The 25,464-nt window shown below is 72.0% G+C and carries 21 protein-coding genes; 4 read left to right on the top strand and 17 right to left on the bottom strand.

All coding sequences use genetic code 11. The features are described from left to right. Positions 1–29 precede the first annotated feature (29 nt). Positions 30–1,127 carry a peptidoglycan DD-metalloendopeptidase family protein gene (locus Dfulv_RS08775; RefSeq protein ID WP_259862142.1) on the top strand — a complete coding sequence of 366 codons (1,098 nt, stop codon included), beginning with the start codon at positions 30–32 and terminating at the stop codon, positions 1,125–1,127. Here the strand turns inward: Dfulv_RS08775 and Dfulv_RS08770 are convergent. The 14 genes from Dfulv_RS08770 to Dfulv_RS08705 all read right to left on the bottom strand — a co-directional run bounded on the left by Dfulv_RS08770 (position 1,124) and on the right by Dfulv_RS08705 (position 18,403). Then, complete coding sequence (locus Dfulv_RS08770) at positions 1,124–1,957, bottom strand: hypothetical protein (protein WP_259862141.1); 834 nt, start codon at positions 1,955–1,957, stop codon at positions 1,124–1,126. The two genes, Dfulv_RS08775 and Dfulv_RS08770, sit on opposite strands and share 4 nt — an antisense overlap. Further along, the gene (locus Dfulv_RS08765) at positions 1,954–2,520 is read right to left on the bottom strand and encodes an RNA polymerase sigma factor (RefSeq protein ID WP_259862140.1); all 567 of its coding nucleotides are present in this window, start codon (positions 2,518–2,520) and stop codon (positions 1,954–1,956) included. Before Dfulv_RS08765 ends, Dfulv_RS08770 begins: the two co-directional genes overlap by 4 nt. A 66-nt stretch (positions 2,521–2,586) precedes the next feature. Next, positions 2,587–4,347, bottom strand: coding sequence for a sensor domain-containing diguanylate cyclase (locus Dfulv_RS08760; protein ID WP_259862139.1), 1,761 nt, complete (start codon positions 4,345–4,347; stop codon positions 2,587–2,589). A 168-nt stretch (positions 4,348–4,515) separates the two neighbouring features. Beyond that, a complete protein-coding gene (locus Dfulv_RS08755) occupies positions 4,516–5,736 on the bottom strand; it encodes a sensor histidine kinase (RefSeq protein ID WP_259862138.1) in 1,221 nt (406 codons plus the stop codon). Next, a complete protein-coding gene (locus Dfulv_RS08750; RefSeq protein WP_259862137.1) occupies positions 5,733–6,398 on the bottom strand; it encodes a response regulator transcription factor in 666 nt (221 codons plus the stop codon). Before Dfulv_RS08750 ends, Dfulv_RS08755 begins: the two co-directional genes overlap by 4 nt. Before the next feature lie 101 nt (positions 6,399–6,499). Further along, positions 6,500–7,909, bottom strand: a complete 1,410-nt coding sequence (locus tag Dfulv_RS08745; RefSeq protein ID WP_259862136.1) for a PQQ-like beta-propeller repeat protein — start codon at positions 7,907–7,909, stop codon at positions 6,500–6,502. 38 nt (positions 7,910–7,947) lie between these two features. Next, on the bottom strand, positions 7,948–9,258 hold the full coding sequence (locus tag Dfulv_RS08740) for a PQQ-like beta-propeller repeat protein (RefSeq protein WP_259862135.1): 1,311 nt from the start codon (positions 9,256–9,258) through the stop codon (positions 7,948–7,950). A 12-nt stretch (positions 9,259–9,270) separates the two neighbouring features. Next, a complete protein-coding gene (locus tag Dfulv_RS08735) occupies positions 9,271–10,626 on the bottom strand; it encodes a PQQ-like beta-propeller repeat protein (protein ID WP_259862134.1) in 1,356 nt (451 codons plus the stop codon). Continuing rightward, the gene (locus Dfulv_RS08730; RefSeq protein WP_259862133.1) at positions 10,623–12,011 is read right to left on the bottom strand and encodes a PQQ-like beta-propeller repeat protein; all 1,389 of its coding nucleotides are present in this window, start codon (positions 12,009–12,011) and stop codon (positions 10,623–10,625) included. The genes Dfulv_RS08735 and Dfulv_RS08730 overlap by 4 nt, the downstream gene beginning before the upstream one ends. An 84-nt stretch (positions 12,012–12,095) precedes the next feature. Further along, on the bottom strand, positions 12,096–14,054 hold the full coding sequence (dxs, locus tag Dfulv_RS08725; RefSeq protein ID WP_259862132.1) for a 1-deoxy-D-xylulose-5-phosphate synthase: 1,959 nt from the start codon (positions 14,052–14,054) through the stop codon (positions 12,096–12,098). Between the two features lie 361 nt (positions 14,055–14,415). Continuing rightward, positions 14,416–15,624 (bottom strand): hypothetical protein, encoded by a 1,209-nt coding sequence (locus Dfulv_RS08720; RefSeq protein ID WP_259862131.1) that lies wholly within the window; start codon positions 15,622–15,624, stop codon positions 14,416–14,418. Positions 15,625–15,740: 116 nt separating this feature from the next. Beyond that, entirely contained in the window at positions 15,741–16,076 is a 336-nt protein-coding gene (locus Dfulv_RS08715; RefSeq protein ID WP_259862130.1) for a hypothetical protein, read from the bottom strand. After that, the gene (aroD, locus tag Dfulv_RS08710) at positions 16,069–16,794 is read right to left on the bottom strand and encodes a type I 3-dehydroquinate dehydratase (protein ID WP_259862129.1); all 726 of its coding nucleotides are present in this window, start codon (positions 16,792–16,794) and stop codon (positions 16,069–16,071) included. The genes Dfulv_RS08715 and aroD overlap by 8 nt, the downstream gene beginning before the upstream one ends. Before the next feature lie 46 nt (positions 16,795–16,840). Continuing rightward, complete coding sequence (locus Dfulv_RS08705; RefSeq protein WP_259862128.1) at positions 16,841–18,403, bottom strand: TROVE domain-containing protein; 1,563 nt, start codon at positions 18,401–18,403, stop codon at positions 16,841–16,843. A 344-nt stretch (positions 18,404–18,747) separates the two neighbouring features. Here Dfulv_RS08705 and Dfulv_RS08700 point away from each other — a divergent pair, with 344 nt between their 5' ends. Next, positions 18,748–19,527 carry an RNA ligase family protein gene (locus tag Dfulv_RS08700; RefSeq protein WP_259862127.1) on the top strand — a complete coding sequence of 260 codons (780 nt, stop codon included), beginning with the start codon at positions 18,748–18,750 and terminating at the stop codon, positions 19,525–19,527. Here Dfulv_RS08700 and Dfulv_RS08695 read toward each other — a convergent pair. Beyond that, positions 19,524–20,684, bottom strand: a complete 1,161-nt coding sequence (locus Dfulv_RS08695; protein ID WP_259862126.1) for a class I SAM-dependent RNA methyltransferase — start codon at positions 20,682–20,684, stop codon at positions 19,524–19,526. The two genes, Dfulv_RS08700 and Dfulv_RS08695, sit on opposite strands and share 4 nt — an antisense overlap. Beyond that, positions 20,674–22,737 (bottom strand): APC family permease, encoded by a 2,064-nt coding sequence (locus Dfulv_RS08690; RefSeq protein WP_259862125.1) that lies wholly within the window; start codon positions 22,735–22,737, stop codon positions 20,674–20,676. The genes Dfulv_RS08695 and Dfulv_RS08690 overlap by 11 nt, the downstream gene beginning before the upstream one ends. Before the next feature lie 100 nt (positions 22,738–22,837). Here Dfulv_RS08690 and Dfulv_RS08685 point away from each other — a divergent pair, with 100 nt between their 5' ends. Both Dfulv_RS08685 and Dfulv_RS08680 read left to right on the top strand, forming a co-directional pair. Continuing rightward, complete coding sequence (locus tag Dfulv_RS08685) at positions 22,838–23,503, top strand: potassium channel family protein (RefSeq protein ID WP_259862124.1); 666 nt, start codon at positions 22,838–22,840, stop codon at positions 23,501–23,503. Positions 23,504–23,506: 3 nt separating this feature from the next. Beyond that, entirely contained in the window at positions 23,507–24,199 is a 693-nt protein-coding gene (locus Dfulv_RS08680) for a potassium channel family protein (RefSeq protein WP_259862123.1), read from the top strand. 527 nt (positions 24,200–24,726) lie between these two features. On the opposite strand, the gene Dfulv_RS08675 is transcribed toward Dfulv_RS08680, so the two are convergent. Then, positions 24,727–25,446, bottom strand: coding sequence for a DUF3159 domain-containing protein (locus tag Dfulv_RS08675; RefSeq protein ID WP_259862122.1), 720 nt, complete (start codon positions 25,444–25,446; stop codon positions 24,727–24,729). Positions 25,447–25,464 lie beyond the last annotated feature (18 nt).

Raw genomic sequence — 25,464 nt, 5'->3', positions numbered from 1 at the left:
ACGGCTCGTTCCGGCCACGGGGGTGCACCATGCGCAAAATCGTTCTGCTGGCCGCTGTGCTCGTCGGCGCGTTGCTGCCGGCGGTCGAGGCACAGGCGGCCCAGACGGCGACCGTCGTCTCACCGAAACGACCGCTCAACGTCCGCGCCGGCGCCGCGGTCTGGACCGCGCAGCTGCGCACGCTGCCGCACGGCTCGCCGGTGACCATCGTCTGCCAGGTGCGCGGCCAGCTCATCAACCAGGGCAGCGTCCGTGTCACCGACCAGTGGGACCGGCTGAGCGACGGTTCGTACGTCTCCGACGCGTGGATCCGCCGCCCTCAGCAGGCACTGCCGCCGTGCGACACGGCACCCGCGGCCGCGGCACCGGCTGCCGGTGCCGCGGCCGGCACCACCGCGGGCACCGTCGCGAGCGGCTCGACCCCGCTGAAGGCCCGCACCGGCCCCGCGCACGGTGCACGGCTGATCTCGGCGCTGCCCGACGGCACGCCGCTGACGCTGGTGTGCCAGGTGCGCGGGGAGAACATCGCCGGCCTGGTCCGCACCACTCCGATGTGGAACCGGCTGCCCTCCGGCACCTACATTTCCGACGCGTACGTGCGGCGCGGCGCGACCCCACCGGCGTGCCCGGCCGCGGCCCCGCCGGCCGCACCGGTCACCGCCGCGCCGGGCGAGAAGTGGGTCAGCCCGCTGCCCGGGTTCTCGGCCCGGCCGGGCTTCCGGACCGCACGCAACCCCAACCACATCGGCGTCGACATCATGGCGTTCACCGGCACCCCGATCCGCGCCGCGTCGGCGGGGACGGTGGTCGAGGTGGTGTGCAACATCGAGGCCGGCCGCAGCTGTGATCAGCCCGGCAGCGCCTCGGTCCGGGGCTGCGGCTGGTACGTGAAGCTCCAGCACGCGGGCGGCATTTCGACGCTGTACTGCCACATGGTGCGCCGCGCGGTGGTGGAGCCGGGCCAGAAGGTGGCGGCGGGCCAGGTCATCGGCTACGTCGGCAGCTCGGGCAACTCCTCGGCCCCGCACCTGCACTACGAGGTGCACGTCAACGCGCCGCCGACCGGCCCGCACAACGCCATCGACCCGCTGCCGTTCATGCGCACCCACGGCGCCCCGATCGGCTAGCCGACCCAGGGCTCCGCGGGCAGGCAGGCCGGGCCGGGCTTGCCGAGGACCACGGCGCCGGTCGGATCCGTGTAGCACCGGTCGCCGCCCCTGAACGGGGCGAGCAACGACCGGCGGTCGATCTCCTTGCCGTCGCCGTCGTAGCTGACCAGTTCCGGGTTGTCGGCCCAGCGGACGTCGCCGTCCTCGGAGATCAGCCCGAACGCGCCGTTGGCGATGCGTGCCGGGGTCCTCGTGCCGTTGCCGTGGTCGAGCACCAGCCGGTGCACCCGCGCGCTGACCCGCCCGACGACAACCACCTCACCGCCGTCGGCGTCGGTCGACGTCATGGACAGCCGCTCGACCGGTCCCGGCAGCCAGTCGTGCCGCCACTCCTCCCCGTCGGTGTCGGTCGACGTGCCGCCGGACACCCCCTGGAACCACGGAGTCCAGAGGTCGCAGGCGAAGTACCGATCCTCGGTGAGGAACAGCACCGCGGTGTGGTCGCCGGACTGGGCACCCACGACGAGGTCGTCGGTGGTGAGCGACCGCACGCCATGCGCGTTGCCGGCCCATTCCAGGCAGTGCTCGACCGCCGGCCGCAGGGACGGCGACAGCTCGCCGGGGCCGAGCGCGAGCACCTGCCGGCCGTCGTCGCCGGACCAGGCCGACACCCCGGCCGCAGCCGCGGCGACGACCCCGGCGAGTGCGACGGCGGCACGCACGCGGCGCCGCGTCCACGGTGCCGGTCGCGCCGGCCCGATGATGCCGGCGAGGAGCTCGGCGCGCATCTCCGCCGCCCGGCCGGGCGGCAGATCCCGCTCGGCCGGCGGGGTGAACAGGTCGTTCATCGATCCTCCACGGTGTCGTTCGACAGTTGGCGGGTCAGCCGGGCCCGCGCCCGACTGACCCGGGAACGGAGCGCGGTCTCGCTGACACCGAGGACGGCCGCGGCGTCGGCGTAGGACACGCCGGACCACACGCACAGTGCGACCGCCTCCCGCTCGGCCCGCGGCAGCCGCCGCACGGCGGCCAGGAGCGTCCGCGTCCGGCGTTCGTCGTCGATGCGGCCGGCGATCTCGTCGGCCGGATCGGCGGCGGTGTCGCGCTCCCCCGGCAGCCGGCGCAGCAGCGCGAGCCAGCGCCGGGCGGAACGGGTCTCGGTGCGAGCGGTGTTGGCGGTCACCACGAGCAGCCAGGGCAACGCCGAACCGTCGACGAGGCGGGCATCGGCGCGGCGGCGCCAGGCGACGAGAAACGCCGACTGCGTCATGTCCTCGGCGAGCGACCACGAGCCCGTGAGGCGGAACGCGTGGTTGTACACCGCTCGCGCATAGCGGTCGAACAGCACACCGAACGCCGCCGTGTTGCCGGCCGCCGTCGCCGACCACAGCTCCTGATCGGTGGGGCTCATCTGGACCGTCATACCCTACTGTTGCCGCCACCCGCCGTCCTGTTGCACCGCGGAGTGCCGCATGCGTCAGGCGCGATGTCGGCCGGGGCGCTCGGGGCCGTATTTGACGGCGTACATCGCCTGGTCGGCGGTGCGCAGCACGTCGTCGGGGCGCTCGCCCGGGGCGGCCAGGTGCAGGCCGATGCTGGCGCCGATACGCACCTCGTTGCCGTGGATCTCGAACGGCTCGCGGATCAGCTCGCGCAGCCGCGTGCACAGCCCGGCGCCGTTGTCGGCCGGCCCGACCCCCGGCAGCAGCAGCACGAACTCGTCGCCGCCGACGCGGGCCAGCACGTCGGTCGGGCGCAGGACCGAGCTCAGCCGCTCGCCGACCTGGCGGAGCAACTCGTCGCCGGCCTCGTGGCCGAGCTCGTCGTTGACCGGCTTGAAGCCGTCGAGGTCCACGTACAGCACGCCCACCGGGCTGGACCGCAACGACGTCGCCAGGCGCTCGTGCAGCCGGCGGCGGTTGGGCAGGCCGGTCAGCGGGTCGTGGTACGCGTCGTGCGCCAGCCGGTCCTGCATCTCCCGGCTGTCGGTGATGTCCCGTGCGTTGATGACGATGCCGTTGAGCGCCGCGTTGTGCAGCTGGTTGGAGGCGGTGAAGTCGAACCAGCGGTGGTTGTTGCCGCCGGCCTGCCTGACCCGGACCTGCATGCGCTCCAGGCCGCCCATCTCCTCCATCAGCGCGGCGAAGCGCTGCTGGATCTGCGGCCGGTCGTCCTCGTGGAGGATGTCGAACACCGAGCTGCCCACAGCGGTGAAGCCGAGGATCCGCTTGCTGCTCGGGCTGGAGTACTTCACGCGGCCCTCGGCGTCGAGCACGGAGACGACGTCGGGAGCGTGCTCGACGAGTGCCGCGAAGCGCTCCTCGGCGCGCCGCCGGACGAGCTGGGAACGGTACCCCAGGACGGCGATCCCGACGACGCCGACCAGCAGCATCGTGAGCAGCGCCAGGTTGATCGTCAGGCTGCGGTTGCGGATCGGGCCGTCGAACGTGGCCGTGGACTGGGTGCGCACATAGGCCCAGCCGCCGGGCAGCCCGCCGCGGACCGTCGCGATCATCGACTGCCCGTCGGCCGCGCGGTACGTGACGAACACCGGGTCGGTCGAGCCGATCTTGCTGATGATCCCCGAGTCGACGAGCGTGCCGATCAGCTCCGGCCGGCTCGACGCGCCGACCGTGCCCGCCGAGTCGACGAGCATCGAGACGTGCAACCTGTCGCTGAGCTTGACGAGGTACTCCTGGAGTTGGCTCTCGGTGACCGGGATGAACCCGTAGAGCAGCGCGACCGGCTCGCCGGCGGCGACGATCGGCACCGCCACGGCCTGCACGAACGTGTTCTTGATCGTCATGATCGAGGAGAAGCCGGGGCGGCCAAGCGCCAGCGCGGAGATGACCGGCTTCCGGCCCACCGCCTCCGGGTCCGGGAACATGTTCCACGACTTCGTGGCGTTGATCGGGTTGCCCTTCAGGTCCGTGAGCACCAGCCCGTACGTGAAGAAGGTCGACTTCGCCGAATACTCCACGAGGGCCTCGCGGTCGGCGGGGTCACCCGGTGTCCGCGACAGCGGGCGGCCGGTCGCGAAGTCGCTGAGCTCCTTCGCGGACACCAGCAGCAACTGCTCGGCGAGGCCGCCGTTGTTGGTGGCCAGTGCCAGGGTGTCGGCCCGGTGGACGGTCTCGGCGGCCCTGAGCGCGGAACGGTTCACGGAGATGCCGACGGCGCCGATGCCCAGCAGGAGCGCTGCGCTGATGCCCACGACGAGCCAACTGCGCAGCCGCATCCGTGGCTCCTCCCCCGCTCCTGGCCCGTGGCCGAGGACCCCGCGCCGGGGCCGTGGGTCGAACACCCCGATTCGGCCTGTAGGCAGAAGATCGGCGCCGCGCGTCAGGACTGAGAAACTGTGCCAGCGATCACACGCACCCGCTGGAGCATGGTGCCGGCCACCGGCTCAGGCCGCCGGCCGCTCCGCCACGATCGGCACCGCCGCCGTTCCGGAGAGCAACGGCGTGATCGCCGCCGCCGGCAGGCTCACCGTCACCTCCAGGCCGCCGCCCTCCAGTGCGACCGCGCTGACACCACCGCCGTGCGCGTCGCAGACCGCCCGGACGATCGACAGGCCCAGACCCGACCCACGCGCGCCGGTGCGCTCCCGCCCGCCACGGCGGAAGGGCTCGAACAGCACCGGCACGTCGGCCGGGTCGACCTCGAACCCGGTGTTGCCGACCACCAGCCACGCCAGGGTCTCGTCGGTGCCGGTGCGCACCCAGATCCGGCCGCCGAGGTGGTTGTAGCGGACCGCGTTCTCAATGAGGTTGCCGGCGAGACGGTCGAGCAGGCCGGGGTCGCCGACGACGTTGGCCGGCGCGAGATCGGTGCGGACGTCCAGGTTGAGCCGCTTGATCTCCTTGCCCGTCGCGGACATCGCCACCGCCACGCCGGTGGCCAGGTCGGCGCCGACCTTGCGGCCGAGCCGCCGGCCCGCCTGCGCCTCGGTCCGCGCGAGCAGCAGCAGCGACTCGACCAGCGCGTTGGCCCGCATCGACGCGTCACGCACCACCGTCGCCATCCGCCGGTACTCCTCGACGTCGGCCTCCGGATCGTCGAGCGTGACGTCGACCTCGGTGCGCATGACGGCGAGCGGCGTGCGGAGCTCGTGTGAGGCGTTCGCGACGAACCGTTTCTGGGTCTCGAACGCCTCGGCTATTCGGTCGAGCATCGCGTCGAACGTCTTGGCCAGCTCGGAGACCTCGTCGTCGGCCCCGTCGTAGTTGATCCGCGCGTCGAGGGTCTCCCCGGACAGCCGCTGCGCGGTGGTGGTCACCTTCTGCAGGGGCCGCAGGGCCCGCCCGGCGACCACGTAGGCGCCGGCCACCCCGACCGCGCCGATGAGCAGCAGCGCCAGGCTGCCCCGGGTCAGCAGCTCCCACTCGGCGGCGTCGACCAGCTCGGTCTGCCACTGCCGCGCGTCGACCTCGGTGCCGTCCTCCAGCACCACCCGGGTGCCGGGTTGCAGCTGGTCGGCCGGCTTCAGGGCACTGTCCACCAGGATGTACGCCAGAACGACCAGCACCAGGCCGGCACCCACCAGCAGGATGCCGTTGAGGAGGGTGAGCCGCAGCCGCAGGGTGGGCCGGAAGAAGGCCGCGCGGCGCGCGTCGTAGATCGTCATTGTGGTTCCCTGGTGCGATACCCGGCGCCGACGACGGTCTCGATGAGCGCCGGCTCACCCAGCTTCTTGCGCAGCGTCATCATCGTCACCCGTACCGTCGTGGTGAACGGGTCGGCGTTGGCGTCCCAGACCCGCTCCAGCAGCTCCTCGCTGGACACGACCGCGCCGCGCGCCTTGAGCAGCTCCTCCAGCAGCCCGAACTCCTTGCGGGTGAGGTCGAGCGGCTGGCCACCGCGGGTGGCGACCCGCTTGGCCTGGTCGAGCACGAGGTCGCCGATGGTGAGCACCGGCGGCGCGGCGGGCGTGGCCCGGCGGCCGAGCGCCTGCACCCGGGCGACGAGCTCGCTGAAGTCGAACGGCTTGGGCAGGTAGTCGTCGGCGCCGATCTGGAGGCCCTCGACCCGTTCGGCGACGCTGCCGCTCGCGGTGAGCATGATGACCCGGGTGAGCGCGCCGGAGGCGACCAGGTCGGCGCAGATCTCGTCGCCGTGCATGCCGGGCAGGTCCCGGTCGAGGACAACCACGTCGTACCGCGTCACCATGGCCATCTCGTGGCCCGTGGTGCCGTCGTAGGCGACGTCGACGGCCATCCCCTGCCTCCGCAGCCCGCGAACGATCGCGTCGGCAAGGCTCTGCTCGTCTTCGATCACCAGCACACGCACGCTGTTCCCCCCACCCGGAATCGGGCCAGTCTCGTCCACCGGACGTGAAGTCCGCGTGAACAAGCCTAGGGTGCGTATCAAGGTGGGCCTTGATACGCACCCTAGGGTGCGGGCAGCCGCCACAGATGTACCGAGTCCCCGTCGGCCAGGCACGACAGGCGGCTGCCGCGGATCGCGCACCGCGACGGGATCGGCGACACCGTGCCCAGCGGGCAGATCCCCCCGGTGCGCAGGTCGATCCGCGCGAGCTGGGAGGAGTCGCCCTCGGGCTTCTGCACCAGCACGTAGGGCATCCCCGACCCGGTGGCCGTGGTGTCCTCGACGTCAGTGCCGTCGGTGCCGTCGGTGGCTGTCGGCACCACGCCCCAGCCGCGCAGGTCGTCGAGGTCCCGGCCGGTACGCCAGTCGACCACCCGGATCCGCATGAAGTCACCCCGGTCGCGGGCGACGAGGACACCCGGCCCGATGCCGTCGAGCTGGATCTGCCGCCGCCACTGCTGCCGGCCGGTGGCCGGGTCGAGCACCGCGATGTCCCGCCAGTTCGGCACGCACAGCATCGGGCCGCAGGCGACCACCACCGGCCCGTAGGCGAGCTCGGCGATCGGGACGGGCTCCGCGGACTGGAAGAGCTGATCCCACCGGTACCGCAGGGGATTCTTACCGTACGCCGTGATCAGCGCCCCGTCGTTGCGCACAGACACGACGACCAGCAGGTCGCCGACGATCCGGACGCTGGTCGGCGGCCCGTCGGCCAGCTCCGGCAGGTCGGCGGCGCTGACGACGGCCCCGTTGACGGCGGAGCGGACCTCGGTGCGGCCCCCGGGGTACCAGACGGCGAACCAGTCGCTGCCCGGCACCTCGGGCGCGACCAACCGGCTGCCGGCGGGCGGCTCGAAGGCCCACCGGATCGCACCGGTCTCCGCGTCCAGACCCGCGAGCCGGACCGAGGTCTGCGGCGGCGAGTTGCGGGTCGGCACGACCGGCGGGCAGCTCGGCCGCAGCTCGTCGACGGCGAGCAGCCCGGGCGCCTCGCCCGGCGGCCCGGCGAGCACCGCGATCGGCGCCCCGGAACGGGTCCACGCCTCCTCGCCGGTCTTCGGGTCCAGCCGTTCGAGGCTCCAGCCGACGGTTGTCGTGCAGGGCCGGTGGCGGACGTAGGCGCGGTCGGCGGCGAGGTAGACCTGGCCGCCGTCGGCAGCCGGCGCGCGGCTCCAGCGGACCTGCCCGGTCGACCAGTCGTAGGCCGTGAGCGCCTGCTCCTCGCCGAGCGTGTAGAGGGTGGTCCGGTCGGCGACGAAGCCGACAGTGTGCTCGGCGAGGACGGCGAGCTTCTCGACCTGCCGCACGGGCAGCGACCCGCTGGCGAAGACGGCGACGAGCGCAAGCACCGCGACGATCGGCCACTGCCGCCGCCCGGCCCCGACCGGTCCGGGCCGCTGCCGCAGTGGCACCCATTCGACGCTGTCCGTCGCCGGCCGCAACTCACCCAGCTCTATGAACGAGTCACCCACCAGTTCAGGTTCCCCGGAGAAGCGCTCCGCCGCCACCGCTAGGGCGCGGACGTCGGGAGGCGCAGCAGCAGCACCTCGTCCGCCGCCGTGCGACAGGCCACCAGCGCGGCGTCGAGTTCGCACCCGGCGAGCCGGCCCTCCACCGTCGCGAACGGGGTCACCTCCGGCCCCGCGGACCAGGCCAGCAGCGTGCCGTCCGCGGACTGGAGGCCCAGCAGCATCCGCGGGCCGGCGACGCCCAGCACGTCCCAGCCCCGCAGCTCCGTCACCGCCAGCCCGGTCGCCGGATCCAGCAGCGTGACCCTGCCCGCGGCCGGCGCCGCCAGCAGGCCGCCGGGCACCGTGGTCAGCGCGGGCCGGCCGGCCGCGGTCCACAACAGCACCCCGGTCGCCGGGTCCAGCACCGCCGTGCGCTGGCCGGTGACACACAGCGCGCCCGCGCACGGCCGGACGGTCAGCCGGTCCGTCCGGCCGGACGCCGGGCCGGTCGGCACGTGTGACTCCCAGCGCCGCCGGAAGTCACGGCCGTAGGCGGTGAGGGTCGTGCCGGAAGTGTCCCAACCGGCGACGATGAGCAGATCCCCGGCCGCGGCGAACAGGTCGCCGGCGAAGACGCCGGGCACGGGTGAGGACCGCGCACCGGTCGTGAAGTCCACGATGCTCATCCCGCCCTGCTTGTCGAGCAGCGCGGCCCACACGGCGCCCTGCTCGGCGGTGTCGACCGCGACGCGGGTGCCGGGCTCCACCGGCACCTCCCACAGCGTGCGGCCCGCGCCGTCGATCGCCTGCCATCGCAGCGTGCCCGCGATCGAGGTGTTGGCGGCCAACGCGCCGCACCCGTCGGACCACAGGCTGCGCAGCACGACGGTCCCGGTGACGCCGGGCGGGGTGCGGACCGGGACGCCGGTCGCGTGCCAGCGCTCCCGCCCGGTGCGCAGGTCGACCGCGAACGTGGTGCCGGTGACCCCGGACCGGCACAGATCGGGCGAGAGCACGGCGAGGTCGCCGTCGGTGGTGACGAACGACAGGGTCGACAGGCCGTCGGGCGTGTACGTCCACCGGGTGCTGCCGTCGGCCGCGTCGAACGCCTCGACCGGGGTCGGGGTGCGGTCGCTCTCGAGCACGAACAGCGCCCCGCCGGTCAGGTGGAACTGCCCGTTCCGCAACGGCTGCCGGGTCACCTCGTGCGGTGGTTCCGGCAGCGGTACCGCCGAGGCGAGCGACAACACCAGGCCGACCGCGGCCAGCAGTCCCCAGCCGCGGGGCAGCCCGGCGGGGCGGGCGTCGGCCTCCGCGGCCCAGCCGTCGTCGATCACACCCAGGTCGATGGTGACCGTGCTCACCGGCACGCGTCCATTGTGCTAAGGACGACGGGTCGGTGGCAGTCTCCAGACGGACAGGGCACCCACGGCGACGCAGGCCAGGTGCTCCTCGTCGGCCGTGCACTCCGGCATGCCGTACCACTGCGGGGCCTTGCCGAACAGGGCCACGACACCGCTGCCCGGATCGAGGACGCCGAGCAGCGCGCCGCCGCGGTCGCCGGGATGCGAGACGATCAGGTGCTCACCCCGGGCCCCGATGAGCCGCCAGCCCTCGATCTTGCGCTGGAGCCGGCCGGTCGCGGCGTCGACGACGACGTAGGAGGCGCTCTCGGCGTCCGGCTGGATGTACGAGCCGAGCACCATGGTCCGCGCGCCGATGTGCAGGATGCCGGCGTACCGGTCGATGTGCCAGACGATCCGCCCGGTGCGCACGTCGACGTTGTCCAGCCCGGTGTCGGCGCCGCCGCAGTAGCGGTCCGGGCCGCACTGGAGCAGGCCACCGTACATCTTGCCCGACCAGCCCCACAGCCGCTCGCCGGTGTCGAGGTCGAAGATCGCCGCGCCCCGCTGCCCCGCCGGGAAGACGATCACCTGGCCGGGCCGACCCTTGCTGACGGTGAACGACGCGATCGTGCCGGACCAGGCCAGCCGGTGTGACCCGGTGATCGCGCCGGTCGCCGGGTCACGCAGCCGCAGCAGCCCGTCCGGGTCCAGCTGGGCGAGGTGTAGCAGCTTATACGTCGTGTGCTGGTCCCAGCCGGCCTCGGCGGCCGAACCGGCCGGCACCTCCAGCGTCCACACCGTCGCGCCGGTCCGCTCGTCGAGGCCGAGGTAGTGCCGCTGCCGCCGGACGGGCGCCCGGTTCACGGCGGGGTCGTCGTCCGGGCCGGGCGGCGGCTCCGCGTCGGGATCCGCGCCGGCCATGTCCTCGACCACCATCGTGCCACCGGCCCGGCCGAGCACCTGCACGGTGTCGCGGTGCCACAGGCGTCCGCCGGTGGCCGCGTCGAGCACGGCGATCGTGCTCCAGGAGGCGTCCTCGGTCCAGTCCGTGCTCAGCACCACCACCTGCGCCGTGGCAAGGGCCAAGCGCTGCTGCGGCGTGATCTGGGTCGACCACAGCTCGGCACCGTCGCTCAGGCGCATCGCGTGCAGCCGCGGTGCGGAGCCGACCGAGTGGAACCGGCCGACGAAGATCCGTCCGCCGGCGCCCGCGACGTTCAGCACGTTGTGCTCGATGGTGAACGCCGGTCCGTCCGGCCGGCGCGGTGCGGCCGCGACGAGCACGCCGAGCGCCACGACGGCGACGAGCACGGCCGCGGACCACCGCCGGACCCGACGCGGCGGCGGGGCCGGCGGCTCCCAGGGTGTCGCGAGGTCAAGCTCGATGATCAAGGAAGCCTCCACACCTTGAGGCCGCCGACAACCGTACAGGCCAGATGGTCGCCGGCCGCCACGCAGTCCGGCGGACCGAACCACTCGGGGGCCCGGCCGAAGACCGTGACCCGGCCGGAGCGCTGGTTCAGGACACCGAGCACGGCGCTGCGCTCACCCACCCGGCTCCAGACGACGAGCGGGCCGGTGCCGCGGCTCTGGACGAGGTTCCACCCCTCGTACCGCCGCAGGACCCGGCCGGTGCGCTCGTCGACGGTCGCGGCAAGGCTCGAGTACGGCCCGTTCTCGTCCCATCTGCCGAGCAGCAGGGTGCCGTTCCCGTGCCAAAGGAGGATGTTGTACCGGTCGACGTGCCAGACCGGCTGCCCGGTGTGTGCGTCGAGCGCGTCCGTGCCGTTGCGGTCCTGCACGCAGTACAGCTCCCCGGTGCACGGGTAGAGGCCACGGTACGTGTTGCGGTCCTCCCAGTGCCAGAGCCGGCGGCCGGTGCGCAGGTCATAAATGTCGGCGCCGCGCTCGCGGGCCGTGTAGAGCATCACCTGGCCGCTGGTGGTGCCGATGATGTCCGACTGCGCCGCGCCGACGTCGAAGTACGAGATCGTGCCCGACCAGTCCAGTTGGTGCGTGGCGGTGACGGCGCCGGTGGTGAGGTCGCGGAACCGCAGGACGCCGGTCGGGCTCAGCTCCGACAGGCCCTCGAGCACCGAGTATTCGTCGTCCCAGCCGAAGGCGGCGACCGAACCCTTCGGCACGTCGAGCGACCAGACCTCGGCACCGGTCCGTTCGTCGAGCACCCGATAGTGATGCTCATACTGCTCGGCCGGGTTGTTGACCGGCACGCCCTCGGCGTCCTTGGTGAGGGTCACGACCCAGTCGTCGCGCACGACGTCGGTCATGTCCTCGATCACGAACCGGCCGGGTGTCCGTCCGACCGCGCGGATCCGCGAGCGCTCCCAGAGCCGTTCGCCGGTGGCCACGTCGAGCACCGTCAGCGTCTGGGCCGTTCCCTGCTCGTCCGCGCTCTCGGTGAGCAGCGTGACGACGTGCTCGGTCACGAAGTAGACGTGCTGCTCCCGCGGGATCGGCTGCGACCAGATCCGGCTGCCGTCGGGCACGTCCAGCACCTCGAGCACCGGAACCGCCTGCTCGTAACGGCTGACGACGATCCGCCGCTCGGACATGCTGACGCTGATGACCTGCTGGTCGATGACGAACACCGGTCTGGTGTCCCGGCCCGGCGCCGCCGCGACGAGCACCCCGGCGGCGACCAGCCCGACGACGGCGGACGCGAGCCATCGCCGATGGACGCGCCGCCGCGGTGAGGGCGGTGGGTCCGGCGGTTCCCAGGGTGTGCTGAGGTCGAGCTCGATGATCGCGTCCGGCACAGATCCCCCCTCTCGCAGAGAAGAGAGTCCCACGACGCCGTCCCGGTTGCCGCCCCGTCGGGCCGGCAACCGGGACGACGGACGCTATCGCCGGGTGCGGGTGCCCGACGGCACGGCGATCGGGGTCTGGTCGTCGAGGCGGCTGACCCACTCGGTCACCTGGCGGGCGACGTCCTGGGCGGTGAGGCCCAGGTCGGCGAGGATCTCGTTGCGGGAGCCGTGCGGGTGCCAGGCCAGCGGCACACCCAGGTCGCGCAGCGGCACCCAGACGTCGGCGTCGCGCAGCGCCTTGGCGATCGCGTCGCCGACGCCGCCGGTGCGCACGCCGTCCTCGACGGTGACGACCAGGCGGTGTTCCCGGGCCAGGCCGGTCAGCTCGACAGGCACCGGCCGGACCCAGCGCGGGTCGACCACGGTGACGCCGTAGCCCTGCTCGGCAAGCCGGGCCGCCGCGTCGACCGCGAGGTGGGCGAACGCGCCGACGCTCACCAGCAGCACGTCCTTGCGCTCGTGCTCGGCGAGCACGTCGACCCCGCCGAAGCCGTCGACGCCGCCGACGCGGCGCAGCGCCGGCAGGTCGGCCGGGACGGCACCGGTCGGGAAGCGCAGGATCGTCGGCCCGTCCTCGATGCTGACGGCCTCGCGCAGTTCCTCGCGCACGGTCTGCGCGTCACGGGGCGCGGCGAGCCGCAGGCCGGGCACGACACCGAAGACCGACATGTCCCAGATGCCGTAGTGCGAGGGCCCGTCGGGGCCGGTGACGCCGGCCCGGTCGAGCACGAACGTGACCGGCAGCCGGTGCATGGCGACGTCGAGCAGCACCTGGTCGAAGGCGCGGTTGAGGAAGGTCGCGTAGACGGCGACGACCGGGTGGAGACCGCCGATCGCGAGGCCGGCGGCGGAGGTCGCCGCGTGCTGCTCGGCGATGCCCACGTCATACGTCCGCTCGGGGTACTTCCGCATCAGCTTGGCGATGCCGGTCGGCTCGGCCATGGCGGCCGTGATGCCGACGATGTCGGCCCGCTCGTCGGCGATCGCGACGAGCTCGTCGGCGAAGACGCCGGTCCACTTCAGTGAGGCCGGCGCGAGCAGCTTGCCGGTCTCGATGTCGAACGCGCTGCTCGGCCCGTGCAGGCAGTCGGCCTCGTCCTCCTCGGCGGGGCGGTAGCCGAAGCCCTTGCGGGTGACCGCGTGGACGATGACCGGCCCGCCGAAGTTCTTCGCCTTGCGCAGCGCCGACTCGACCGCCTCGCGGTCGTGGCCGTCGACCGGCCCGACGTACTTGATGCCGAGGTCCTCGAACATCGCCTGCGGTGCGACGGCGTCCTTGATGCCCTTCTTGACCGCGTGCAGCACCTCGTAGAGCGGCGGGCCGACCAGCGGCGTGCGGCCGAGGGAGTCCTTGACGACGTCGAGGACCTTCTCGTAGCTCGGGTTGAGCCGCAGGTTCGACAGGTGGTCGGCGAGGCCGCCGATCGTCGGCGAGTAGGAGCGGCCGTTGTCGTTGACGACGATGACGACCGGGTTTTTCGCCGCGGCGATGTTGTTGAGCGCCTCCCAGCACATGCCGCCGGTGAGGGCACCGTCGCCGACGACCGCGACGACGTGACGCGGCTCACCGCGCAACGCGAACGCCTTAGCCAGGCCGTCCGCATAGGACAGGGCGGTCGAGGCGTGCGAGTTCTCGATGACGTCGTGCTCGCTCTCGGCGCGGCTCGGGTAGCCCGTGAGCCCGCCGCGCTGGCGGAGCAGGTCGAAGCCGTCCTGCCGGCCGGAGACGATCTTGTGAACGTAAGCCTGGTGGCCGGTGTCGAAGAGGAGCCGGTCCTTCGGAGAGTCGAACACGCGGTGCAGGGCGAGCGTCAGCTCCACCACGCCCAGGTTCGGCCCCAGGTGACCGCCGGTGCGCGAGACCTTCGCCACGAGGAAGTCGCGGATCTCGGCAGCCAGCACGTCGAGCTGCTCGGCGGTCAGATTGCGGAGATCACCGGGCTCGCGGACCGTGCTCAGCAGGGACGCGGCCTCGATCTCTTCTGCACTCATGCCCGCCGAGTCTAGTGGTGCCCCGCACGGGCGCATCTCGGCCGGACGAATCTTGACAGGTTCCACACAGACTCCCCCAGACATCCCCGCAGCTGGCGCGGTGTCCACCGACGTTGACCGGGTCCACCCTTGCCGATCTTGCAGTGGTGGTGCCGGGACACTCCTTGAATGCCCGGTTTGTTAGGCACCACAACTGCATGATCGATGAGCGACAAACCGGTGGCCTCGGCCATCGCGGCACGGTCCCACGACCGGTCCCCCGCCGCCGTCACCCGCCCAACGGCCGGGCGGGCCGGGCCCCTGAGCAGGGGCAGCGGGGAGGCCGCCCGGACAGGCGTCCTTCCCGCTGATCCGCGACGCGTCAGACGGCCGACGGGGTGCCCCACTCGGGCGTCGCCGGCGCGGCGATGCCGATCTCGGCGGCCAGGGTCGCCGTCGACAGCGTCTCGACCCGGGCCCGCAGGTCGGCGTAGGCCGTCAGGGTGAGCGGCGCGGTGAGCACCGAGCCCGCCGCGGCCAGCACGCTGCTGATGACCGAGCTGACGACGACACCGACCACGACCGCCGTCGTAAACATCGGGCCCGAGGTCTCGAAGTCCGAGGTCAGCGCCTGCGCGCCACCGAACCCGAGCTGGACCACCTGCGCGATGATCGAGCCGATGATGGCGACGCCGATCGAGATGCCGGCGATCGTCGCGATGCGGCTGATCGAGGCGCCCAGGTCGCGGTGGAACAGCTGGAAGCACCGGCTGATCACGTTGGTCCGCTCGAAGGTCACCACCGCCGGCAGCACCATGAACACCGCGGTGAGGTAGATCGCCGGCAGCACGCAGGCGCAGACGCCGGCCAGGATGATCAGGCCGGCCAGGAACTGCCAGCCGAGCAACGGGAACACCCGCTTCGCCGCCATCGACAGCGACATGCCGAGGCTCGGCTTCAGCCCGGCGGCGATCGAGACGCCGACGTGGTTGCTCGCGATCGTGATGGCGAACTGGACCAGGTAGGTCAGGAAGATCCCGACGACCGTGATGCCAAGGACGGCGAGAAACGGGGTGAGGTCCACCTCGGTCGTGGTGATCACGCCGTCCGAGTTGGTCCGGGGCAGCCGGTCCTGCAGGTACACCAGGTAGAGCGCCTGCGGGATGACGAACAGCAGCGACATGACGACGCCGATGGCCTGCAGCCCGGCGAACAGCTTCCAGCCGGGCTTGAGCACGGCCATCGCCCGCTTCCACCAGCCGCCGTAGTCCGGGCTGATCAGCGGGTCGTAGCCGGCCTGCTGGCCGAAGACCGGCACGCCGTAACCGCCGGTGGGCGCGGCCTGGTAGTAGACGGGGTAGCCCGTCGACGGGTCATACCCACTCGGCGGCCCGAACCCCTGCGGCGCCGCCGGTTGGCCCTGCGCGGCCCAGTAGGCCTGCGCCGGGGCCCCACCGGGCTGCGCCGGGTCGTACGGCGCCGGCGCGGCGGGCGCCGTCGGGTCGAAGGGCGCCGGAGGACCGGCGGCCCCCTGGCCCGAGAACGGCGGCTGGGCCGGCTGCTCGGGGCCGGGCGGCGGGGGTTGGGTCATGGTTCCTCCGAATCGCGGATCGCGCCAGTCGGCTCGACACAGAAGATAGGGCCCCCGCGCACATCCCGGCGTCCCGCCCACGGTGATTGATCATTCGCTGTATGGGTGGGCATGGGTCACCGCGTCGGCGGAGTCACCATCGTCGAATAGATCAATGCCAGCGCGACCCCGACCGCCCACAGGCCGGCGCACCACCAGATTGTCCGGCGCCCCGTCACCGCCGGCTCCTTGCCGCGCAGCAGCTGCACCGCAAGCGCGGAGCCGGCCACCATCAGCGCGATCCCTGCCGTCCACACCGTCCAGGCGGCGGTGCTGCGCTCGATGTCACGGGAGCGGCCGACGCCGAGCACGGCGCGGCCGAAGACAAAGAGGTAGACCACCGTGAACAGCACGATCACCTGCGCGACGGACTTGCGGACGGCCCGCCAGGGATCGCGGCGCGGTTCAGCCACGGCGGCGCTCCGCGAACCGCGGGGAGAACGTCTCCAGTTGCCGCACCGTCTCGTCGAACGGCAGCTGCCCGGGCGCCGGCCGCCCGCCGATCGCCGAATAGGTGATCCGCGAGCCCAGCAGCGGGAAGAACACCCGCGACGCGGCGCCCTCGGCGCCCATGCCGATGATGATCAGCCGCAGGGAGCTGTGCCGCGTGAGCAGCCCCGCCAGCGTCAGCAGGTCGTCGGGGCCGTGCGCCATCGTGCTGATCTTCACCAGGTCGGCCCCGGCGGCCACCGCGCCCTCGGTGATCTCGGCGAGCCGTCCGGCCGGCGGCGTGCCGGTGAAGTCGTGGTGCGACACGACGACGAGCCGGTCGTGCCGGCGTGCGGCGGCGACGACCCCGGGCAGGATCTCCTCGGAGGACAGCTCGACGTCGACGGCGTCGACCTCGGGCAGCACCGCCTCGAACAGCCGGAGCCGCTCGGCCTCGCTGCCCGGCCAGTAGCCGCCCTCGGCCTTCGACCGGATCGTGGCGAGGGTCGGCAGGCCGCGGAACCGGCGCACCCGGTCGAGCACGTGGTCGGGCTCCACGGAGGAGTACCAGTCGATGCGCAGCTCGGCGACGTCGACCCGCCGGTCACGGACCTGGGCCGCGTCCCGCTCGGCGTCGTCGTCGCCGAAGCTCACCGCGACCAGTGGCACTTCGTCGGCGAGCCGCTCGCGCAGCGTTGCCATGACTCCCCCTGCCTGTGAAACGGACAGGGGGAGTCTACGGCGCCGCTCAGAACGGCCAGGTTCCGTCCCGGCCCGACTCCAGCAGCGGGATCATCCCGAAGCCGGCGTCGGTCAGGCCGCCGAACGTCCAGCGGTTCACGGTCAAGGGGGTGTGCCCCAGCCGGTAGCCCGCCAGGTTCCAGGTGAAGATCGGCACCGTCGCCGGTACCGCCTTGTCCACCGAACCGGCGTGGGACGCCTGCTCGTCCGTGAGAATGACGACCCGGTCGTGGCCGGCGAAGTGCTCGCGCACCGCTCGCGCCGTGTCCGTGCCGCCGTTGTGGAAGTGGCCCTCGGACCGGAACCGCTCGATCGCCCGCAGCACCGACTCACCCTTGCGGAGCCGGAACACGGTGGTCCGGTCGGAAAACGACACGACCTTCGCCGAGGCACACCGGGCCGCGAGCGCCACCCCGAACACCACCGCCGCGTCCCACCGCATCAGCGTGCCGTCGCGGGAGAAGCCCGAGTTCATCGAGCCGGACGTGTCGATCAGGACCAGGGTGCGCCCGGGCAGCGCCGGGACGCTGTCGAGGCTGAGCGTGAGCGCGCGCTCCAGTGCGTACGCCCACCGCAGCGACGGCGCGGCCCGGTACGCGGACAGGAACCGCATCGGCAGCTGCCGCGACCGCGCCACCTCGCCGGGGTCGGCCAGCCGCGCCGCGACCCGCGCCGCGACCTCGTCGGACACCCCGGCCTGGTCGAAGTTCCGCAGGTTACGGAGTTGTGCCATGTAGCCCATCGACGGGATCAGCGCCGTCCAGAGGGCGGCCCTGTCCACGCCGGTTCCGGCGAGCGACAGCGCGTCCTCCCAGGTCATGCCGGCGCTCTCGAGCCGCTCGGGGTCGAACAGCGCCGCCTTGCCCTCGGCACGCACCCGCCCGTTCGCCGCGATCATCCGCAGCGACTCCGGGACCGTGCGGTCCTCCCGGTTGTGCCGGCGGTCGAGCGCGAACCGGAACAGGTCACCCTGCCACGGTGCGGCCGGGGTGGGGTGGGTCAGGTCGAGCACGTCGCCGAAGCGGAACGCGTGGGTCGCGGTGTCGTACTTGAGCAGGTTGCGCTCGGTGTAGAGGCGCTGGACGGCGTCGGCGATGCCGCGCTTGACCGGCTTGGGGACCGCCCGGCCGTACCGCGAGATCCAGTAGGCGAGCAGTTCCCCCGGCTCGTCGGCGCGCTGGAGCACCGCGGCGACGACCCGCCGGTTCTCGCCGTCGCCCGGCACTCGGGCCAGCAGGCGCCCGCGCACGAACTCGGCGGCGCCGACGATCGAGGCGGTGCGCATGTTCGCGCCGGTGCGCAGCCAGCCGAGGAACCGCGCGGTCCAGTCCGGGTCCTCGACGGCCGCGGCGCGGACCAGCTGGGCATACCGGCTGTCCCGGTCGCCGGCGGACTCGTAGAAGGTCTGCTCGCCGACCATGTTCGTCACGGCCAGCAGGAAAAGCTCCGACTTGAGGTCGCGGCCGTATCCCGCGCCGCCCTCGTAGGTGCGTCCGGCCGGGCGCGCGGCGCCCCGCAGCGGTCCCGCACCGAGCGCCGCCTTCACCTTCTTCACATTGAGCTTCGCCATTGCGTATCCCCCATTTACGGGCATGCCCGAAAACGTCGCGCCTGGGCGGCCCGAGGTCCTGCCGGCGACGGCACAGCAATGCTCGGCCAAGTCGAGCTGCACCCTCGTGGAGCGGGGTGCGGGATTCGAACCCGAAGGAACCGGCGCCTGCGCACCGGGCAGCCTCGACGTGACGTTTTCGGGCACCGGCCCGAGATCCCAGCGCCCACGGGAACGGTGTCTTTTCCCAAAAAAGAAGTAACCGTGGGCTGCGCACCGGGCGGTGCGACATCGAAGGTAGCGCGTGATCGATCCGGCGTCGTGCGAATAAATATCGGCTTGCCCCGGCTCCCGATGATGGATGCGTGACGACGTTCGACGTGCGCAGTGCAGACCTGCGGGTGCTCAATTCGCTGACGAAGTACCCGTCCATTCCCACGTACCACGAGCTGGACCCGCGCAACGGCGGCCTGCTGCCGGCCGCGACGTCCTTCCCGGACGAGGCGATCGCGACGGAGAAGGTCGACGGGACGAACAGCCGGCTGATCATGCTGCCCGACGGCACGTACCTGATCGGTTCGCGGGAAGAGCTGCTGTACGCGCAGGGCGACCTGATCGGCAACCCCGCCCTCGGCATCGTCGAGCAGCTCAAGCCGGTTGCCGAGCGGCTGGCCGACGCCCACGACGGTGTTCTGCGGGTGTTCTTCCTCGAGTTGTACGGCGGGAAGGTCGGCGGTGCGGCCCGGCAGTACACGAAGGACCCGGCCCGCTTCGGCTGGGGCCTCTTCGACGTGCTGGAGCTCGCCGCCTGGGAGGCGCCGCTGGCCTGGCCCGCGGAGCGGATCCCGGCGTGGCGCGAGTCGGGCGGCCAGCCGTTCGCCGGCGAGGAGGAGCTGGCCGCGCTGGCGTCGAAGGCGGACCTGGCGCTGACCCCGCGCCTGTTCCGCGTGCCCGGCGCCGAGCTGCCGGCTGCGATCGAGGACATGCTGGCGTTGCTGCGGTCGTCGCTGCCGGCGACGAGGGTCGCCCTGGACGGCGACCTGGAGGGCCGGCCGGAGGGCATCGTCTTCCGCTCGGCGACCCGGACGGTGATCGCGAAGGCCCGGTTCCAGGACTACGAGCGGACGCTGAAGCGCCGGCGCTAGCGCCGCTCCAGCAGGCCGATCGTCTCGAAGTGGTGGGTCATCGGGAAGCTGTCGAACGCGCGGACCCCGGTGAGGTCGTAGCCGTGGTCGCGGAACGTGCGGACGTCGCGGGCGAAGGCCGCCGGGTCGCAGGCCACATAGGCCACCGCTCGCGGCGAGCGCGCCACGATCGCCTCGACCACCGCGCGCCCGGCGCCCGCCCGGGGCGGGTCCAGCACGACCACGTCGACGCTGCGCCAGTTCGGGTTCGCCAGCACGGCGGCCACATCACCCTGGGCGAAGCGGACGTTCGACAGGTCGCGCAGCGCGCGCTGCCCGGTGGCCACCGCGCGGCGGTCCGCCTCGACCACGGTCACCGGGCCGCAGTGCGGTGCCAGGGCGGCGGCGAAGACACCGGCGCCGCCGTACAGGTCCCAGGCCCGCTCGCCCTCGGCCGGCCGCAGCATGTCGAGCACCGTCTCGGTGAAGGCCGTCACCGCGTGGGGATGGACCTGCCAGAAGCCGCTCGCGTCGAGGTTCCAGGTGCGGTCGCCGACCGTCTCGCGGACCTTCGGCACGGGCGACGTGATCCCGCCGGTGCGGGAGTTACGGGTGATGACGGCCGTGTCACCCGCCGAGGAGCGAACGGCCTCGACCGACGATCCCGGCGGCCAGTCTTCCCGCAGTACGGGCAGCGCCTGCACGGCCGGGTGCGCGATCCGGCAGCGGTCGACCGGGACGATGTCGGACGAGCGGTGCCGGTGGAACCCGGGCCGTCCGTCCCGGCCGACGGCGTACTGGACCCGCGTCCGCCAGCCGAGCGGCCCGCCGGGCAGCGGCTCCACCGGTACCGTCGCGGAAATGCCGGCGAGGCGCGCCAACTGCTCCTCGATGACGTGCTGCTTGAGCCGGCGCTGGGCGCCGGGGTCGGCGTGCTGCCAGTCGCAGCCCCCACAGGCACCCGGTCCGGCGAAGGGGCAGGGCGGGATGACGCGGTCGGGCGACGCCAGCAGGATCTCGATCGCGTCGGCGCGCAGGAAGCCGCGCTTCTCGTCGGTCACCCGGGCCAGCACCCGCTCGCCGGGCAGGGCGTGCCGGACGAAGACGACCTGCCCCTCGTGCCGTGCGACGCAGTGGCCGCCGTGCGCGACCGGCCCGATCTCCAGCTCAAGAATCACGGTGCTCCGGTGGCGCGGTGGTGGTCGTGGTCGCGGTCGCGGACCGAGTCGCGGCCGGCGCGGTGGAGGGCGAGCGCGGGCCGCGCTTCGGGCCGCGGCTCAGCGTCGCGTCCATCTTGTCGAGGTCGACGTCCTGCAGCGAGCTGAGCTGCCACGGCACGCTCGTGACCATCACGCCGGGCTCGAAGAGCAGCCGGCCCTTGAGCCGCAGCGCGCTCTGGTTGTGCAGGAGGTGTTCCCACCAGCGCCCGACGACGTATTCGGGGATGAAGACGGTCACCACGTCACGTGGCGCGTCGCGGCGCTTGTTGCGCACGAAGTCGAGGATCGGGCGGTTGATCTCCCGGTACGGGCTGTCGACGACCGTCAGCGGGACCGGGATGCCACGGCGCTCCCAGTCCTGCTGGAGTTGCCGGGTGTCGTGGTCGTCGACGTTGACGGTCAGTGCGGTGAGACTGTCCGGCCGGGTGGCCTGCGCGTAGGCGACGGCGCGCAGCGTGGGCCGGTGCACCTTGCTGACGAGGACGACGGCGTGGTTGCGCGACGGCAGGACCGGCCGGTCCTCCGAGGGCGTCAGCTCCCGCGCGACGGTGTCGTAGTGCTTCTTGATGCCGACCATCAGGAAGTAGATGACGATCATCGCGATGATGGCGATGTACGCACCGAGCAGGAACTTGGTGACCAGCACGACCACGAGCACGGCGCTGGTCATCGAGAGCCCGATCATGTTGATCGTGCGGGAGCGGATCATGCGGTTGCGGATCTGCTTGTCGCGGACGGTCCGCAGCTGGCGGTTCCAGTGCCGGATCATGCCCGCCTGGGAGAGCGTGAACGAGACGAAGACGCCCACGATGTACAGCTGGATCAGGCGCGTGACCTCGCCGTTGAACCCGATGATCAGCACCATGGCGGCCAGTGCCAGCAGGACGATGCCGTTGGAGAACGCGAGCCGGTCGCCGCGGGTGTGCAGCTGGCGGGGCAGATAGCGGTCCTGGGCGAGGATCGAGCCGAGCACCGGGAAGCCGTTGAAGGCGGTGTTGGCGGCCAGGAACAGGATCAGCGCGGTGATCACGGCGACCACGTAGAGCATGATCGATCCGGCGCCGAACACCGTCTCGCCGAGCTGTGTGGTGACGGTCTTCTGCACGTAGTTGGCGGGGCCGCTCACGATCTGGTCCGGGCTCTCGACGAACTGCAGGCCGGTCTTGCGGGCCAGCAGGATGATGCCGAGCAGCATGGTGATCGAGATCGTGCCGAGCAGCAGCAGCGTGGTCGCCGCGTTTTTGCTCTTGGGCTCCTTGAACGCCGGGACGCCGTTGGAGATGGCCTCGACACCGGTCAGCGCGGCGCAGCCGGAGGAGAACGTCCGCAGCAGTAGGAAGGCCATGGCGAGCCCGGTCATGTGTGCCTCCTCGGCGTGGATGACCAGGCCGGCGCTGGGCGCCCGCAGGTCCTCACCGAGGACGAAGATCTTGATCAAGCCGGTCGCCAGCATGCCGATCATGACGATCATGAACCCGTAGGTCGGGATGGCGAACGCCGCACCCGACTCCCGGATGCCCCGCAGGTTTATCGCGGTCAGCAGCGCGATCGCGATGATCGAGATGACGACCTTGTGGGTGGCGACCCACGGGACGACGGAGCCGAGGTTCGCCACGCCCGAGGCGGTCGACACGGCCACGGTCAGCACGTAGTCGACGAGCAGCGCGCTCGCGACCGCCACGCCGAAGCGCGGGCCCAGGTTGACCGACGCCACCTCGTAGTCGCCGCCGCCCGACGGGTAGGCGTGCACGTTCTGCCGATAGCTCGCGACAACTGTGAGCATCACCACTGCGACGGCGACACCGATCCACGGCGAGATCAAAAACGCCGAGGCGCCGGCGATGGAGAGCGTCAGCAGGATCTCGTCGGGGGCGTAGGCCACCGACGAGAGGGCGTCGGAGGCGAACACCGGAAGCGCGATGCGCTTCGGCAGCAGCGTGTGTTTGAGCCGGTCCGAGCGGAACGGTCGACCCAGGAGCAGCCGCTTCAACAGGGAGGTGGAACTGGCCACGACGTCTAAGCGTACGGGCTATCACGCCTCCCGATGCACCGGTCTGGCCGGACCATGACATGCTCAACGGCGAGTGCTCATTCGACACGGAGGCGGGGACGTGCACGTCGTGATCATGGGGTGCGGCCGCGTGGGATCCACGCTGGCGCAGATCCTCGAAAATCGCGGGCACACGGTCGCGGTGATCGACGTCGACGCGGACGCCTTCCGCCGGCTGGGCTCGGAGTTCGCCGGCACGACGGTCACCGGTGTCGGGTTCGACCGCGAGGTGCTGCTGCAGGCCGGCATCGAGCGGGCCGACGCTTTCGCCGCGGTCTCCTCCGGCGACAACTCCAACATCATCTCGGCCCGCGTGGCGCGCGAGACGTTCGGCGTCGAGCGGGTCGTGGCCCGCATCTACGACCCGAAGCGCGCCGAGGTCTACGAGCGGCTCGGCATCCCGACGGTGGCGACGGTGCGCTGGACGGCCGACAGGATGCTGCGCCACCTGGTCCCCGAGGGCAACGTCGAGGTCTGGCGCGACCCGACCAGCACGGTCTCGATCGTCGAGGTGCCGATGCACCCCGACTGGATCGGCCACACCGTCGGCGCGCTGGAGCGGCGCAGCGGCGCCCGCCTCGCCTACCTCATGCGCTTCGGTCTCGCGATGCTGCCGACCGAGTCGACCGTGATCCAGGACGGCGACCTGGCCTTCATGCTCGTCACCGACGAGATGACCGACCCAGTGAGCAAGGTCACCAGCTCGGCGCCCGAAGGGGGACACTGACCGATGCGGATCGCGATCGCCGGGGCCGGCAACGTGGGCCGCTCCATCGCCAAGGAACTGGTCGACAACGGTCACCAGGTCATGCTGATCGAGCGGGTGCCGCGCATGGTGCGCCCGGAGCGGGTGCCGGCCGCGGAGTGGATCCTCGCCGACGCGTGCGAGCTGTCCAGCCTCCAGGAGGCCGACCTCTCCTCCTGCGACGTCGTGGTGGCCGCGACCGGCGACGACAAGGTCAACCTGGTGGTGTCGCTGCTGGCGAAGACCGAGTTCGCGGTGCCGCGGGTGGTGGCCCGGATCAACCGGGCCGAGAACGAGTGGCTGTTCAACGAGCAGTGGGGCGTCGACGTCTCCGTCTCGAAGCCGCGACTCATGGCCGCGCTGGTCGAGGAGGCGGTGTCGGTCGGCGACCTGGTCCGCCTGATGACGTTCCGCCAGTCCGAGGCCAACCTGGTGGAGATCACGCTGCCCGAGTCGGCCCCGTACGTCGGCCACCCGGTCCGCGACGTCCCCCTCCCCCACGACTCAGCCCTGGTCGCGATCCTGCGCGGCCGGCGAGTCCTGGTCCCGACCCCGGACGACCCGCTGGAGTCCGGCGACGAGCTGATCTTCGTAGTGACGTCCGAGGTGGAGGACGCCGTCCGTGCCGTGATCCTGGGCGCCGACAGCGTCGAAAAGACACGAAACAAGCACCACTAGCCCTCGACTTCGCCGCCCCGCAGCGACACCCCGCGCCCGACTCGCCCCGGGAACCGACTCGCCGCCGCGAACCGACTCGACCTCGGGAAAGCGGCACCACCTTTCCCGGACTTCCCAGCCCGCTGACTCTCCGGTCGTCAGCCTCCCCGGACTTCCCGACTCGCCAACCCTCCGGCTTCCTGGCAGTCCTGCGGGCCGCCGACTCCCCTGCCAGCCTTCACGGCGGACCTTGCGGGCAGCCGACTCCCCGCCAGTTCCCGTAGCCTTCCGCATCCCCACCTGGTGCCCGATTTATCGGAAATTTCGGGTCGATCGACCACCACGAGTTGACCTTGGTCGATTTCAGTGGCCATAGGCACCAAAATCGACCAAGGTCAACTTCAATCGGCTCCAGATCGCCCGCAAATGTCGGAAACGTCGCGACCGAACGGGCCTGCCGGTGTCCAGCGGGCTCGGGCTCTGCATCCCAGTGGGTTCGGGCCTCACCCGCCCAGCAGTCCGCTGTCCAGCGGGCTCGGGATCTGCCGTCAGGCGGGCTCGGGCTCCGCCTTCGTGTTGGCCCTCTCGTCCTCCGCCGCCTCGCTGCGCAGGATTCGGCGGGCCTGCCAGACCGTCAGGGCGGCCAGCAGCGCGTACGGTGGCCAGCCCAGCGCCAGCCGGGCCACACCGAGCAGATCGTCGGCGTTCTCGGCGGTGTCGAGGTAGAGCAGCACCTGCACGCCCAGCTTCGCCGCGTAGACGAACGCCCAGAGGACCGTCAGCCAGACGAACGCCCGGCGCAGGCGCGAGTTGTCGTACCAGCGGGTTTCGCCCTTGTCCAGCATCACCGACCACAGCCAGCCGACCAGCGGCCGGCCGAACACGACCGACGCCAGCATGCCGACGACGTAGCCGGCGCTGAGGAACATGCCCGGCAGGTAGATGTCCTTCGCGTCGCCGCTCTTCCAGGCGATGTACGCGCCGACGGCGATGCCGAACACGCCGTTGAAGGCGTGCCGGGTGGGCTCACGCCGGCTCAGCCGGTAGGCCGCCATCGACAGCGCCGCGCCCACCGCGATGATCAGCGAGGTGCGCAGGGACCACCACTTGAAATGGTCGCCGAGGAAGTTGACCACGATGAAGAGCGTGATCGGGATGCTGGACTCGATGAGCCCGCGCACCCCGCCCAGCTGCTCCGACATCTGGACCGAGAAGGACGGGAGCTGCTCCTCCTCGGTCTGGGTGCTGGTCTTGTCGCCTGGCTGCATCCGGCCTCATCCGCGTCG

This window comes from Dactylosporangium fulvum (assembly GCF_025137375.1).
GTDB lineage: Bacteria > Actinomycetota > Actinomycetes > Mycobacteriales > Micromonosporaceae > Dactylosporangium > Dactylosporangium fulvum.
This window is presented reverse-complemented; position numbering and strand designations above follow the sequence as displayed.